Origin of the sequence: Streptomyces pratensis, from assembly GCF_037137275.1 — a bacterium.
Taxonomy (GTDB): Bacteria; Actinomycetota; Actinomycetes; order Streptomycetales; family Streptomycetaceae; genus Streptomyces; species Streptomyces pratensis_B.
This window is the reverse complement of sequence record NZ_JBBBEN010000101.1, coordinates 132,658-146,474: the sequence shown is the minus strand read 5'-3', so window position 1 is coordinate 146,474 and position 13,817 is coordinate 132,658. Positions and strand designations below refer to the sequence as shown.

General features: G+C 72.4%; 12 protein-coding genes and 4 tRNA genes. 8 read left to right on the top strand and 8 right to left on the bottom strand.

What is annotated here, in order from left to right; all coding sequences use genetic code 11:
• From V9U70_RS27060 to V9U70_RS27040, 5 genes are all read right to left on the bottom strand, one after another.
• The coding region (locus V9U70_RS27060; protein ID WP_336679431.1) for a DEAD/DEAH box helicase at positions 1-1,833 on the bottom strand (1,833 nt) is incomplete at its 3' end.
• Positions 1,834-2,072: 239 nt separating this feature from the next.
• Positions 2,073-2,672 carry a hypothetical protein gene (locus V9U70_RS27055; protein ID WP_336679429.1) on the bottom strand — a complete coding sequence of 200 codons (600 nt, stop codon included), beginning with the start codon at positions 2,670-2,672 and terminating at the stop codon, positions 2,073-2,075.
• 211 nt (positions 2,673-2,883) lie between these two features.
• Complete coding sequence (locus V9U70_RS27050; protein WP_336679427.1) at positions 2,884-3,258, bottom strand: fluoride efflux transporter FluC; 375 nt, start codon at positions 3,256-3,258, stop codon at positions 2,884-2,886.
• A complete protein-coding gene (locus tag V9U70_RS27045; protein ID WP_336679425.1) occupies positions 3,255-3,722 on the bottom strand; it encodes a fluoride efflux transporter FluC in 468 nt (155 codons plus the stop codon). Before V9U70_RS27045 ends, V9U70_RS27050 begins: the two co-directional genes overlap by 4 nt.
• Positions 3,719-4,069 carry a metallopeptidase family protein gene (locus V9U70_RS27040; RefSeq protein WP_336679424.1) on the bottom strand — a complete coding sequence of 117 codons (351 nt, stop codon included), beginning with the start codon at positions 4,067-4,069 and terminating at the stop codon, positions 3,719-3,721. The genes V9U70_RS27045 and V9U70_RS27040 overlap by 4 nt, the downstream gene beginning before the upstream one ends.
• A 188-nt stretch (positions 4,070-4,257) precedes the next feature.
• Here V9U70_RS27040 and V9U70_RS27035 point away from each other — a divergent pair, with 188 nt between their 5' ends.
• The 4 genes from V9U70_RS27035 (at position 4,258) to V9U70_RS27020 (ending at position 6,271) form a co-directional block, all read left to right on the top strand.
• The gene (locus tag V9U70_RS27035; protein ID WP_336679422.1) at positions 4,258-5,907 is read left to right on the top strand and encodes a metallophosphoesterase family protein; all 1,650 of its coding nucleotides are present in this window, start codon (positions 4,258-4,260) and stop codon (positions 5,905-5,907) included.
• 80 nt (positions 5,908-5,987) lie between these two features.
• A tRNA-Glu gene (locus V9U70_RS27030) sits at positions 5,988-6,060 on the top strand.
• Positions 6,061-6,098: 38 nt separating this feature from the next.
• Positions 6,099-6,173: transfer RNA gene (locus tag V9U70_RS27025), tRNA-Asp, on the top strand.
• Positions 6,174-6,194: 21 nt separating this feature from the next.
• Positions 6,195-6,271, top strand: a tRNA-Phe gene (locus V9U70_RS27020).
• A gap of 38 nt (positions 6,272-6,309) precedes the next feature.
• Here the strand turns inward: V9U70_RS27020 and V9U70_RS27015 are convergent.
• From V9U70_RS27015 to V9U70_RS27005, 3 genes are all read right to left on the bottom strand, one after another.
• Entirely contained in the window at positions 6,310-7,182 is an 873-nt protein-coding gene (locus tag V9U70_RS27015) for a cytochrome c biogenesis CcdA family protein (protein ID WP_336679421.1), read from the bottom strand.
• Positions 7,179-7,970: a DsbA family protein gene (locus V9U70_RS27010; RefSeq protein ID WP_336679419.1), complete on the bottom strand. Its 792-nt coding sequence runs from the start codon at positions 7,968-7,970 to the stop codon at positions 7,179-7,181. Before V9U70_RS27010 ends, V9U70_RS27015 begins: the two co-directional genes overlap by 4 nt.
• Positions 7,971-8,032: 62 nt before the next feature.
• Entirely contained in the window at positions 8,033-8,464 is a 432-nt protein-coding gene (locus V9U70_RS27005; protein ID WP_336679418.1) for a hypothetical protein, read from the bottom strand.
• Between the two features lie 183 nt (positions 8,465-8,647).
• Between V9U70_RS27005 and hrpA the strand changes: the two genes are divergently transcribed.
• The 4 genes from hrpA (at position 8,648) to V9U70_RS26985 (ending at position 13,811) form a co-directional block, all read left to right on the top strand.
• Positions 8,648-12,604 (top strand): ATP-dependent RNA helicase HrpA, encoded by a 3,957-nt coding sequence (hrpA, locus tag V9U70_RS27000; protein WP_336679417.1) that lies wholly within the window; start codon positions 8,648-8,650, stop codon positions 12,602-12,604.
• Between the two features lie 47 nt (positions 12,605-12,651).
• Positions 12,652-13,086, top strand: a complete 435-nt coding sequence (locus tag V9U70_RS26995) for a VOC family protein (RefSeq protein ID WP_336679415.1) — start codon at positions 12,652-12,654, stop codon at positions 13,084-13,086.
• A 154-nt stretch (positions 13,087-13,240) separates the two neighbouring features.
• Positions 13,241-13,315 (top strand) — tRNA-Asp (locus tag V9U70_RS26990).
• A gap of 154 nt (positions 13,316-13,469) precedes the next feature.
• A complete protein-coding gene (locus V9U70_RS26985) occupies positions 13,470-13,811 on the top strand; it encodes a DUF6274 family protein (protein WP_336679413.1) in 342 nt (113 codons plus the stop codon).
• Positions 13,812-13,817 lie beyond the last annotated feature (6 nt).

Sequence of the window (13,817 nt, the reverse complement as noted above, 5' to 3'; positions counted from 1 at the left end):
GTCATTGTCCCGACGCTCGAACGAACGGCCACCACGGTCGTCCCGGCGGTCACCGCCACCGGAACGGAAACCACCGGACGGGCGGTCGTTGCCGCCGCGGTAGCCGCCGCGGTTGTCACGGCGCTCGTAGTTGCCCCGCTCGTCGCGGCGCTGCTCGTCGCGGGCGGCCGGCTGCTCCGGCACGGAGACGGCTGCCACGAGGGCGGCCTCTGCCTCTGCGGCCACCTCGGCCACCGCCGCCTCCGGGTCGTCGCCCCGCTCGCGTGCGGCGCGGGCGACCAGGCGGTCGGCCTCCCCGCGCAGCTCGACGGCGCGGCGCTGGACGCGCTCCAGCTGCTTCGTCAGGTCGGCGGCCTCGCGCTCGGCCTGCTTGGCGGCGTTGTTCGCGGAGTCGGCCTGGACCTCGGTGAGCGAACGGGCGCCCGTGATCTCGGCGACCTCCGGCTCGAAGACGCCCGCGCCCTGCACGATGTGGCGCGAGGCGTCGACGCCCGCGTCCTCCATCAGGCGGAAGATCTGACGGCGCTGGTGCGGCAGCGCCAGCGAGACGACGACACCGGACTTGCCGGCGCGGGCGGTACGGCCCGAGCGGTGCAGGTAGTCCTTGTGGTCGCCGGCCGGGTCCACGTTCAGGACCAGGTCGATGCCGTCGACGTGGATGCCTCGGGCGGCGACGTCGGTCGCGACGAGCGCGTTGACGTAACCCTTCTTGAAGTCCTCCAGGACCCGCGTACGGGCGCCCTGGGTCATGCCGCCGTGCAGCGCGTCGGCCTTCACACCGGACTCGATGAGCTGCTCGGCGATGCGGTCGGCGCCCAGCTGGGTGCGGACGAAGATGATCGTGCGGCCCTTGCGGGCGGCGATGGCGGCCGTGACCGGCGCCTTGTCCTTCGGCTTCACGACGAGGACGTGGTGCGACATCGTCGTGACGTTGCCCTGGGCGCTGTCGACCTCGTGCGTGACCGGGTCGGTGAGGTAGCGCTTGACCAGCGTGCCGATCTCGTTCTCCATGGTGGCGGAGAAGAGCATCCGCTGGCCGCCGCCGGGGATCTGGTCGAGCAGCTCGGTGACCTCGGGCAGGAAGCCCAGGTCCGACATCTGGTCGGCCTCGTCGAGAACCGCGACCTGGACGCTCGCCAGGGAGCAGGCGCCGCGGTTGATGATGTCGCGCAGTCGGCCCGGGGTGGCGACGAGGACGTCGACGCCGCGCTCCAGGGCGTAGATCTGGTTGCCCATCGACGTGCCGCCGCAGACGACCTTCATCTTGAGGCCGAGCACGTCGCCGTAGGGCTGCAGGGCGTCCGCGACCTGCATCGCGAGCTCGCGGGTCGGGGTGAGGATGATGCCGCGCGGCTTCTTCTTCTCGGTGGTGCCGCCGGCCAGTGTGGCCAGCAGCGGCAGGCCGAAGGAGAGCGTCTTGCCGGAGCCCGTACGGCCGCGGCCGAGGATGTCCTTGCCGGCCAGGGCGTCCGGGATGGTCGCCGCCTGGATGGGGAAGGGGGCGGTCACACCGTTCTGCGCGAGCTTGCGGACGATGCCCTCGGGCAGGCCCAGCGAGCCGAAGGTGACGGTCGGCTCGGCGTCGGCCGCGGTGTCGGCGGGGGCCTCGGCCACCGCGTCCTCGTCCTTCGCCTCGGCCTTCGTGTCCGCGGCCTTCGTGTCCGCGGCCTTCGTGTCCGCGGCCTTCGTGTCCGCGGCCTTCGTGTCCGCGACGAAGTCGGCGACGGTCTTCTCCTCGGCCGGAGCGGCCGAGGCGGTGGTGCCTGCGGGGGCCTCGGTCACAGCGGCCTCGACGAGCTCGGTGAGCTCGGCGTTGTCGACATTCTCGGGCATGACGGTGCGGTCAGAACTGGAAATTGACATGCGAAATGCGAAACCTTCCGGAGTCTCGGCACGCGCCCATAACTCCGTGATTCGCAATTTCGACCGCCTCAATGCGGTCCAGCCACGGCAAGGGAGAGTACGCGCCACACGGCGCTCTTCTGTGTCGGCGCCGGGCAATAGGATCAAACGATCTACCACCATACGCACTCCTCCCCCCATCGCGCAACCCGCCCCCGTCGACCACGCGGTTACACCGGCCCCACCTGCGGTGATGCCTCCGGTGTCCGCATCGAGACGGCGTCGTGCGACCGCCCCGTCGCATAGGCGCGGAGGTGCGCCGCGGGCGAGGCCGAGGGCAGCGGTTCCGTGGGCTCCGTCGGCTCCGGGTCCGGCTCGGGGTCCGGGTCCGGGGCGGGCGTCGGCGGGGCCGGCGGCTCGGGAGTGGCCGGCGGCTCCGGTGTGGCGGGGGGCGGCTCCCCCGGGCCGGGCGTCGAGGGCGTCGGCGTCGGCCGAGGGTTGCCGCCGGAGGGCTGCGGGACGCCGGGCTCGGGGTGCGGAGCCTTCGGCGTGACCGACGACACGGCGGGGGAGGCCTTCGGACTCGGGCGCCCGTCGGGGGCCTCCCGGTCCGACTGCGGGTGGGCCCCACCGCCGCGGGCGGGGGCCCAGCCGGCGCCGGGGACCGTGCCGCCGGCCGGCTCGATGTCCGCCCCCTTCGGGCCGTCGGACCGCGAGGGCCCCGGCCTGGCTCCGTCCTCGCCGACGTTCATGCAGCCGGTGGACGCGGCGATCGTCAGCGCGGTGACGGTGACGGCTGCCCAGCGGGCAGGGGCGGACAACTGGCGCACGAGTGGCACCTCCGGGGCGAGGGAACGGCGGGCGGGAACACGTGGGCGGCGCAAGGGGAACAGCGATCGGCGACGCGACGCCGGGCCCCGAAGCGGATGCAGCGGTGCGCGCGGTACGGCGTCGCACCGTGCCCAACTCCCGCGACCCCGCCGGAGACACGCCCGAACGGCCTGCCACCCGCGCGCCACCCACCGAACCGCCCGCCGTGCGCTACCCCCAGAACCCGCCCGTCAGTTCCACCCCCAGGAACACCGCGCCCAGCCCCACCAGCAAGGACACCGCCACGTTGACGGCGGCCAGCAGGCCCCGGCCCGTCTCGGCCAGGCGCAGGGTCTCGTACGAGAACGTGGAATACGTCGTCAGCGCCCCGCACAGCCCCGTGGCCAGCAGGGCGTGCACCGGCGAGGAGACCGCAGCCCCGGTCATGAGGCCGAGGGCCAGGCTGCCCGCCGCGTTGACGGCGAAGGTGCCCCACGGGAAGACGTACGGGAGGCCCGGCCCCCGGCGCGACTGCACCGCACGGTCCGTCAGATAGCGCAGGGGCGCGCCGATCGCTCCGCCGACCATCACCAGCAGCCAGTTCACCCCGTCCGGCCCCCGCCCCGGGCGCCCCGGCCCAGCAGGGCCCTCGTCGCCGTCGCCGCCGCGGCGACCGCCCCCAGCGCGGCCGCCACCGTGGCCGCGGCGTACGTCAGCGCCGTCGCGACCTCCTGACGCTCCAGCAGGCCCGCGACGTCGACCGCGTACGTCGAGAAGGTGGTGAAGCCGCCGAGCACGCCGACGCCGAGGAAGGGGCGCACCAGCGGACGGGTCACCCGGGCGCGCTCGACGGTCAGCACCATCAGCACGCCGATGAGGGCGCAGCCGGCCGCGTTGACCCCGAGCACCGTCCACGGGAAGCCGTTCTCCGCCGTCGGCCGGAGCGTCAGCGCGCCGTACCGCGCGAGCGCGCCGAGCGCGCCGCCCGCCGCCACCGCCGCGAGGACCCGGCCCTGCGGCGCGGCGGGCGGGCCGGGCTCCGGCAGCTCGTCGGGGGCCCGTTCGCTCACCCGTAGCCCAGGGCGTGGAGCCGTTCGTCGTCGATGCCGAAGTGGTGGGCGATCTCGTGGACCACGGTGATCTCCGTCTCCGCGACGACGTCCTCCTGGGACTCGCACATCCGCAGCGTCGGCCCCCGGTAGACGGTGATGCGGTCGGGCAGCACCCCGGCGTACCACTCACCGCGGTCGGTGAGCGGGGTGCCCTCGTAGAGCCCGAGCAGGTCGGGATCGCCGGGGTCGGGTTCGTCCTCGACGAACACCGCCACGTTGTCCATCAGCCGTGTCAGCTCCGGCGGAATCCGGTCCAGAGCCTGGCTCACCAGCTCCTCGAACTGTTCGCGCGTCATCTCCAGCACCCGGCCATTGTCACGTACGGCGGGCCCGGCGGGCGGGCTGTCTCCGTTCTGGTCCGTTCCCCCGGCCGTGAGCGACCCGTTCCCCCGGCCGCCAACGGGTTGTCCTCCGGCCGTGGGCGGCCCGTCCGCCCGGGGCCGGGCGGGCCCCGACCGGCATGGGCAGGGGAGCAACGGGGCATACGGGCTCAATGGTCCGCGTCCCGTTCCGTGCCGCAGCTGCCCGCCTCCGGCACCGCCTCACCCGGCAGCACGTCCGCCCCCGTCCCGCCGCCCGCGCCGGGTCCCGCACGCGCCCCGGCGCGGCGGCCCTGGGCGGGCCGGCGGGGTCCGCCCACCGCCCGTACGTGCGCGCGCTGGGCATGCTCGCCGTCGTCGTGCTGGGGGCCTGGGCCGGCCTGCTGGCCGTGGGGAGCATCCGCACCCCGGTCGGCCCCATGGACACCAGCATGACCCTGCGGCCGTCCCTCAGCGGCGGAAGCAAGATCAACGTGGCGCCGCTGGGGGCCCTGGAGCTGGACTCGCACGTCGCGCCGCTCCGGCTGGACGTGGACGTGGACCGTCTCGACCCGGAACGCTCCCAGGCCCTGGTCGACCGTCCCGAGCGGTTCTCCGGCCTCCAGGAGGAGGTGACCCGGGACGTCGCGTCGGGCACCCGGGAGCTGGCCGTGCGCTCGTGCGTCGCCGTCGTCTCCGGGGCGACCGCGCTGGGCCTCGTCGTCTACCGCCGCCCCCGCCGCGCCCTGGCCGCCGGCGGGCTCGCCCTGGCCCTGCTGGCCGCCTCCGGCGTCAGCGCGTACGCCACCTGGAACCCGAAGTCCGTGCTGGAGCCGCGCTTCTCCGGGCTGCTCTCCAGCGCCCCGTCCGTGGTCGGCGACGCCCGGTCGATCGTCACCGAGTTCGGCATCTACCAGCAGGAGCTGGCCCGCCTGGTCACCAACGTCACCAAGCTGTACGAGGCGACCTCCACGCTCCCCGTCTACCGCCCCGACCCCGGCACCATCCGGGTCCTGCACGTCTCCGACGTCCACCTCAACCCTGCGGCCTGGCACATCATCGCCTCGCTCGTGAAGCAGTACGAGATCGACGTGATCATCGACTCCGGCGACACGATGGACCACGGCTCAGCCCCGGAGAACGGGTTCCTCGACCCGATCCGCGATCTCGGCGCGCCCTACGTCTGGGTGCGCGGCAACCACGACTCGAAGATCACCCAGGCCTATCTGGAGAAGTTCGAGAACGTGCGCGTCCTCGACGAGGGCAGGGCCGTCGACGTCGGCGGGCTGCGGATCGCGGGCACCGGCGACGCCCAGTTCACCCCGGACCGCTCGAAGCCGGCCGGGGGCAAGGAAGCGGCCCGGCTGGAGGGCATGCGGCTGGCCTCCGCCCTCCGGGACCAGAAACGCGCGGGCACCCCGGTCGACATCGCGGTCGCCCACGACCCGAACACCGCCCGGGAGACCGACGGCACGGTCCCACTGGTGCTCGCCGGGCACCTCCACAACCGGGTCAACGAGCTGCTGGAGCTCGGTACGCGGCTGAAGGTCGAGGGCTCCACGGGCGGCGGCGGGCTGCGCGCGGTGCAGAACGAGAAGCCGGAGAAGGTGCGGGCTTCGGTGCTCTACCTGGACCGCCCGACCCGGCGTCTCCAGGCCTGGGACGAGATCACCCTGGGCGGCCTGGGACTGACGACGGCCGAGGTCAGCCGCCACCTTCCGGAGGAGAACCTGGAGAAGGCCTCCCCCTCGTCGCCCAACCCGTCCTCCTCCTCGCCCGCCCCGGCGTCGCCCTCCGCCCCCTCCCCGGCCCGCTCTCCGGCGCGCCCGACGCCCTCGTCGTAAACCGTTTTGGCGATACCTCCGCCCATCCCATATGCTTCTCACGTCCCCGACGCGCTGCAAAGCGAACAGGCGGGCCCTTAGCCCTCATCGTCTAGTGGCCCAGGACGCCGCCCTTTCAAGGCGGTAGCACGGGTTCGAATCCCGTTGGGGGCACGTTTTACCGTGTGCGAGACTTGTTTCGCACATTGCTTGGTCCTGTGGAGCAGTTTGGAGTGCTCGCCACCCTGTCAAGGTGGAGGCCGCGGGTTCAAATCCCGTCAGGACCGCTGCAGCCCCAGCGGCTGCGTGGCTGGGTAGCTCAGTTGGTACGAGCGATCGCCTGAAAAGCGATAGGTCGCCGGTTCGATCCCGGCCCCAGCCACCACACGAAGGCCCCGTCCACCGGACGGGGCCTTCGCCGTGTCACACCTTCTCGCTCTCCTTCTCCGTCTCCTCCGCGCGGCCCCTCTCGTCCGCCGCCCGTCGGCGCCGGCCCCCTACGCCGAGGAACAGCAGCACCACGAGCACCACGGCCCCCAGCAGCACCGGGCCCGGCACCTGCTCACCCAGGTCCTGCGCCCACTGCTCGACCGCGAACGAGTCGTCGACCCCGAGCAGGCCCGGCAACGCGGTCGTCCCGTCGTACACGAGGAACACCGCGCCCAGGCCGATGAAGAACAGCCCCGACAGCAGCGACGTGGTGTGCAGCTCGAACCGGCCGAGCCGGAGGGCCCGGCCGCGCAGCCAGGCCCGGCGGCCGAGGTCGAAGCGCTCCCAGAGCAGCGCCAGCACGAACAGCGGCACCGCCATGCCCAGCGCGTAGACCGCCAGCAGCAGCCCGCCGTAGACCGGGCTGCCGCTGACCGCCGCGACGGTGAGGACGCTGCCGAGGATCGGGCCCGCACAGAAACCGGCCAGTCCGTAGACCGCGCCCAGGGCGTAGACGGAGAACGCCGTCGTGGGGCGGATGCGGCCGCTGAGCGCCGCGATCCTCCGCGAGGCGAAGCCCAGGCCGACGATCTGCGCCACGCCCAGGGCGATGATCAGCCACCCGGCGCCCGTCACCAGGGCATCGCGGTGCCCGTAGAACAGCCGGCCCGCGTACGAGCCGGCCGCGCCGAGCGGGACGAGGGTGGTGGCGAGCCCCGCGTAGAAGATGCCGGTGCGGGCCAGCAGCCGGGAGGCGGAGTCGATGGAGTACGCGAAGAAGGCCGGCAGCAGGAGGGCGCTGCACGGGCTGACCAGGGCGAGCAAGCCGCCGAGGAAGGCCGCGAAGTAGCCGATGTCCGCGGTCACTCGGCAGCGTCCCGGGCACCGTTCCCCGCGTTGCCGGTGGTCGTGGCCCTCGCCTGTTCCGCGGCCGCCTCGATGGCCTCGGTGAACGTCTCCTTCGGCTGGGCTCCGGCGATCGGGCGGCCGTTGATCAGGAACGACGGGGTGGACGTCGCGCCGATCCCGTACGCCTGCTCCTGGTCCTTCGTGACCGCGTCCCGGGCGGCCGGACCGTCCAGGTCCTTCATGAACCGGTCCAGGTCCTCCACCCCGGCCTCGTCGGCGAGCACCCTGACCCGGTCCTTGCCGAAGCCCTTCTCCTTCGCCCCCTCGGCGTAGGCGGCCCGGTGGAACTCCCAGAAGCGGTCCTGCTGCCCGGCGGCCCAGGCAGCGCGTGCGGCGGTCTCCGACTCCTCGCCGAAGATCGGGAAGTTGCGCCACTCGATGCGCAGGGTGCCGTCCTTCACGTACTCCTCGACCAGCTCGGGCTCGGTGTCCCGGGCGAACTTGCCGCAGTAGCCGCACTTGAAGTCGGCGTACTCGATCAGGACGACCGGCGCGTCGGTGCGGCCGGTGGCGAGGCGGTCGTCCGCGTCGCGGCGGGCGAGCTTCGCCAGCTCCGGGTAGACGCCGGCGCCCGGGTCGGCGGACACCTCCGCGGCCGGGGCGGAGCCGGTGTTCCGGGGCGAGCCGTCGGGTGCGGTGGCCCGGTAGGAGGCGAAGCCGAGGAGTCCGGCGGCCAGAACGACCACCGTTCCGTAGAGGAGGGGTTTGCGTGGGAAGGACGTCGTCGTGTTCTTGGGCGTGGGCATGCGGCACTCCGTGCGGGTCGTGCGGAAGGAGAGGGAGAGGGGCGGGTCGCGGCGGCGCCGGCCTATACCCGCAGCACGGAGAGTTCCACCGGAGTCGGGGCGGCCGGGACGGGCAGCCGTATCCGAAGCCCCTGGGGCGGCTGGGCGGGCAGCGCGCCCGTCGCGGCGGGCAGTCCCCACGGTGCGAGCCCCGGCGCCTGGTCGTACGCGGCGCGGACGCGGGAGGGCACGGCGGGCTCCCCGTCGTGGTCCCGCTGCTTGCCGCAGCCGGGGACGCCGCCGCCTGCCGCCTCGACGGCTTCGAGGACCGGGACCCCCGCGGGGGCGGTGTCGGCCGCCGCGTCCGCACCGGAGACCGCGGACGCCACGGAGGTGTGCGGGGCCGTCGCCGCCGGGGGCACGGCCGCCCCGCCCCGCTGGGCCGCCGGTCCGCACAGCAGCCCGACGACGACCGCGAGCAGCGCCGTCAGACAGCACCACGGCGTACGGGACACGGCACAGGCCTTTCGGGCGGGGCGAGCGTTCGGCTGCCCGAAATGGTACGTGGCGCACCGGTGCCTGCCCGCTCGTTCGCGGCCGCCGGTGCGCACTCCGGCGCGAAACGTCCTACCGCGTGACGCGTTCCGCGGGAAATGAGGTCGCCACTTCTCATGGCCGGGTGAGATCCTGGGGGCCGTATGTCTACTTCCTTCGCCGATCTCCAGTCCCAGCTCGGACAGCTCTCGCTCCGTGACGCGAACCGGCTCGGCCGGCGCCTCGAAGGAGCGCGCCGCATCCGCAAGCCCGAGGCCCGACAGTCCGTGCTGGACGAGATCGCGGCCGAAGCGGGCAGGGCGGCCGAGCGGCTCGCGGCCCGCGCGGCCCGGCTGCCGGCCCTGTCGTACCCCGAAGAGCTGCCGGTCAGCCAGAAGAAGGACGAGATCCTGGAGGCGATACGCGACCACCAGGTCGTGATCGTCGCCGGGGAGACCGGGTCCGGGAAGACCACGCAGCTGCCCAAGATCTGTATGGAGCTGGGACGCGGCGTCCGGGGCATGATCGGGCACACCCAGCCCCGCCGGATCGCCGCCCGCACCGTCGCGGAGCGGGTCGCGGACGAGCTGAAGACGCCGCTGGGCGAGACCGTCGGCTGGAAGGTCCGCTTCACCGACCAGGTGAACCCGGAGTCGACGTATCTGAAGCTGATGACGGACGGCATCCTGCTCGCCGAGATCCAGACGGACCGGGAGCTGCTGGCGTACGACACGATCATCATCGACGAGGCCCACGAGCGGTCCCTGAACATCGACTTCCTGCTCGGCTACCTCGCCCGGCTGCTGCCCAGGCGCCCGGACCTGAAGGTCGTCGTCACCTCGGCGACCATCGACCCGGAGCGGTTCGCGCGCCACTTCGGCGAGGCGCCGGTCGTGGAGGTCAGCGGGCGTACGTACCCCGTCGAGGTGCGCTACCGCCCTCTGCTGGAAGAGGCCGAAGAAGACACGGCGGACTCCGACCGCGACCAGATCACCGCGATCTGCGACGCCGTCGACGAGCTGGGCCACGAGGCCCCCGGCGACATCCTGGTCTTCCTCTCCGGCGAGCGGGAGATCCGGGACACGGCGGACGCGCTGAACAAGCGCAACCTCCGGCACACCGAGGTGCTCCCCCTCTACGCGCGCCTCTCGCACGCCGAGCAGCACCGCGTCTTCCAGCGCCACACGGGGCGCCGCGTCGTCCTCGCGACGAACGTCGCCGAGACCTCGCTGACCGTCCCCGGCATCAAGTACGTGATCGACCCGGGCAACGCCCGCATCTCCCGCTACAGCCACCGGACCAAGGTCCAGCGGCTGCCCATCGAGCGGATCTCCCAGGCCAGCGCCAACCAGCGCAAGGGCCGCTGCGGCCGTACGTCGGACGGCATCTGCATCCGGCTGTACTCGGAGGACGACTTCGTCACCCGGCCGGAGTTCACCGACCCGGAGATCCTGCGGACCAACCTGGCCTCCGTCATCCTCCAGATGACCGCGGCCGGACTCGGCGACATCGAGAAGTTCCCCTTCATCGACCCGCCGGACCACCGCAACATCCGCGACGGCGTGCAGCTCCTCCAGGAGCTGGGTGCGCTGGAGCAGGGCGAGAAGTCCCCCCGGGAGGGAAAGAAGGGGCAGCGCCTCACCCCGCTCGGCCGCAAGCTCTCCCAGCTGCCCGTCGACCCCCGCCTCGCCCGCATGGTCATCGAGGCCGACCGCAACGGGTGCGCCCGCGAGGTCATGGTCATCGCCGCCGCGCTCTCCATCCAGGACCCGCGCGAGCGGCCCGCGGAGAAGCAGACGCAGGCGGACCAGCAGCACGCCCGGTTCAAGGACGAGACGTCCGACTTCCTGGCCTATCTGAACCTGTGGCGCTACATCCGCGAGCAGCAGAAGGAGCGCGGCTCCTCCTCGTTCCGCCGGATGTGCAAGCAGGAGTATCTGAACTTCCTGCGCATCCGTGAATGGCAGGACATCTACGCGCAGTTGCGCACGGTGGCCAAGCAGATGGGCATCACCGTCGAGGAGCCCAAGGCCGACGAGGGCGTCCCAGAGCAGGCGGTGCACACCTCGCTGCTGGCCGGTCTGCTGTCGCACATCGGGCTGAAGGACACCGAGAAGAACGAGTACCTGGGCGCACGCGGCGCGAAGTTCGCGGTGTTCCCCGGTTCGGCGCTGTTCAAGAAGCAGCCGCGGTTCGTGATGTCGGCGGAGCTGGTGGAGACCTCCCGGCTCTGGGCACGGGTCAACGCGAAGGTCGAGCCCGAGTGGATCGAGCCACTGGCCCAGCACCTGCTGAAGCGCACCTACAGCGAGCCGCACTGGGAGAAGGACCAGGCGGCGGTGATGGCGTACGAGCGGGTCACGCTCTACGGCGTGCCGATCATCGCCCAGCGCAAGGTCAATTTCGGCCGTATCGACCAGGAGGCGTCGCGGGACCTGTTCATCCGCAACGCCCTGGTCGAGGGCGACTGGCGGACCCACCACCAGTTCTTCCACGACAACCGCAGGCTCCTGGGCGAGGTCGAGGAGCTGGAGCACCGGGCCCGCCGCCGCGACATCCTCGTCGACGACGAGACCCTGTTCGACTTCTACGACCAGCGGATTCCCGAGCACGTCGTCTCCGGGGCGCACTTCGACTCCTGGTGGAAGCAGAAGAAGCGCGAGGAGCCCGACGCCCTCGACTTCGAGCGCTCGATGCTGATCAACGAGAAGGCCGGGGCCGTCACCAAGGACGACTACCCGGACTCCTGGCGGCAGGGGAAGCTCACCTTCAAGGTGACGTACCAGTTCGAGCCCGGCGCGGACGCGGACGGTGTGACCGTCCACGTCCCGCTCCAGGTGCTCAACCAGGTCACCGCCGAGGGCTTCGACTGGCAGATCCCGGGGCTGCGCGAGGAGGTCGTCACCGAGCTGATCCGCTCGCTGCCGAAGCCGATCCGCCGCCACTACGTCCCCGCGCCGAACTACGCGGACAAGTTCCTGGACCGGGCGGTCCCCCTCCAGGAGCCGCTGCCGGCCACCCTGGCCCGGGAGCTCCAGCGGATGGTCGGCGTGCCGGTGACCGCGGACGACTTCGACCTGGACCGGGTGCCGGACCACCTCAAGATCACGTTCCGGATCGTCGACGAGCGGCGCCGCAAGGTCGCCGAGGACAAGGACCTGGAGGCGCTGAAGCTGCGGCTGCGCCCGAAGGCCCGCCAAGCGCTCTCCAAGGCCGCGGCGGCGACCGCCGGGCCCTCGGGCGAGTCCATCGAGCGGTCGGGCCTCACGGACTGGACGATCGGCGCCCTGGGCAAGGTCTTCGAGACCCGTCGGGCCGGGCAGCCGGTGAAGGCCTATCCGGCCCTGGTCGACCAGGGCGAGACCGTGGCCGTACGGCTCTTCGACACCGAGGCCGAGCAGCGACAGGCCATGTGGCGCGGCACCCGGAAGCTGATCCTGCTGAACATCCCCGTCAACCCGGCGAAGTTCGCCTCCGACCGGCTCACCAACCAGCAGAAGCTGGCCCTGTCCCGTAACCCGCACGGTTCGGTGCAGGCCCTCTTCGAGGACTGCGCCACCGCCGCCGCCGACCGGCTGATCGCCGCGCACGGGGGTCCGGCGTGGGACGAGAAGGCGTTCCGGACGCTGTACGACAAGGTCCGCGCCGATCTCGTGGACCTGACCGTCCGCACGATCGACCAGGTGCAGCAGATCCTGGCCGCCTGGCAGGCCTGCGAGCGCCGGCTGAAATCCACCACCAGCCCGACCCTGCTCGCCAACGTCGCCGACGTACGCGGACAGCTGGCCCGTCTCGTACCGCCGGGCTTCGTCACGGCCACCGGTCTGCGCCGACTGCCGGACCTGATGCGCTACCTCGTCGCGGCCGACCGCCGGCTCCAGCAGATGCCGACGGCCGTGCAGCGCGACACCACGCGGATGGCGAAGGTCCACGAGATGCAGGACGAGTACGCCTGGCTGCTCGAACAGCTCCCGCAGGGCCGGCCGGCGCCGCAGGAGGTGCTGGACATCCGCTGGATGATCGAGGAGCTGCGGGTCAGCTACTTCGCCCACGCCCTGGGGACCGCGTTCCCGGTTTCCGACAAGCGGATCGTGAAGGCGATCGACGCCGCGGCGCCCTGATCCCGAAGTCCGTTGCCGGGAGGCAGGGCCGCTCCTAGGGTGGGCCGATGACGTCGATCAAGCAGGTCCAGATCACCTTCGACTGCGCGGAACCCGAACGCGTGGCTCGTTTCTGGTGCGAGGTGCTGGGGTATGTCGTGCCTCCCCCGCCGGAGGGGTTCGCCACATGGGACGCCTTCGACCGCTCGCTGCCCCCTGAGCGGCGGGGAGCGGCGTTCGCGTGCGTCGACCCCTCGGGGGCGGGGCCCCGGCTGTTCTTCCAGCGCGTCCCCGAGGGCAAGACCGTCAAGAACCGGGTGCACCTGGACGTACGGGTCGGCACCGGGCTCGTGGGAGAGGAGCGCGTGGCCGCGCTGGAGGCCGCGTGCACACCGCTGGTGGCCCTCGGGGCGGAGCGCGTACGGCTGCTGCGCGCCGACGGCTTCAACGAGTCGTGCCTCCTGATGCGGGACGTCGAGGGCAACGAGTTCTGCCTCGACTGACGGCCGCGGCGCCCCCCGCGAGGAGCCCGGCGGGGGGCCGGGAGGTCTGCCGGGGCGGTGACGGATCGACCACCTGGAGTGAAGTCGACCTGGACCTCCCACCTCCTGTAGAGTCTCGTTTCGCAGCCAGCCGCAAGGCAGGCAGCGAAAACCTGGTCCTGTGGAGCAGTTTGGAGTGCTCGCCACCCTGTCAAGGTGGAGGCCGCGGGTTCAAATCCCGTCAGGACCGCAGCGAAGAAAGCCCGGATCACATCGATCCGGGCTTTCTCGCGTCTTGACGCCGACAGGGGCCGGGAGTAACCCGTAGAGGCAGGGGCCGTCCCTGCTCCCCTCGACGCTCCCCCAAGGCGGGGGACGGCCGGGCCCACCGGGAGGTGGCTCGCATGTCCGCACCCTCAGCACGGCACGAGACCCGCGCGCTGCTGCGCGCCCATCTGGCGGCCGCTTCCGCCTATGGACATCTCACGCGGCACTGCCCGGTCTGCCACCGGCTGCTGCGCCTCGCCCAGGGGCCGGCCGGCCCCGCGGAGTCCGACACGCCTCAGAAGAGCGCCCAGGGTTCGGCGTCCGGGGAGGCCGCGGAGCGCCGGCCCGGAACGGCCCCCCGGCCGGAAGTCCGCCGTACGCCCGCGAAGCCCCGTCGGCGGCCCGAACGGGCCGTCGCCCCGCCGAACCCTGACGAGCGGTCGGATAGGGCGGGGGTCGAAAGGCCTTCCCCGACCTGACGATCG

Coding starts and splice junctions, on each gene's coding strand:
- V9U70_RS27010 (WP_336679419.1), bottom strand. CDS start 7,970: ATGCCCACGCCCAAGAACACGACGACGTCCTTCCCACGCAAACCCCTC.
- V9U70_RS26985 (WP_336679413.1), top strand. CDS start 13,470: ATGTCCGCACCCTCAGCACGGCACGAGACCCGCGCGCTGCTGCGCGCC.
- V9U70_RS26995 (WP_336679415.1), top strand. CDS start 12,652: ATGACGTCGATCAAGCAGGTCCAGATCACCTTCGACTGCGCGGAACCC.
- V9U70_RS27035 (WP_336679422.1), top strand. CDS start 4,258: ATGGTCCGCGTCCCGTTCCGTGCCGCAGCTGCCCGCCTCCGGCACCGC.
- hrpA (WP_336679417.1), top strand. CDS start 8,648: ATGTCTACTTCCTTCGCCGATCTCCAGTCCCAGCTCGGACAGCTCTCG.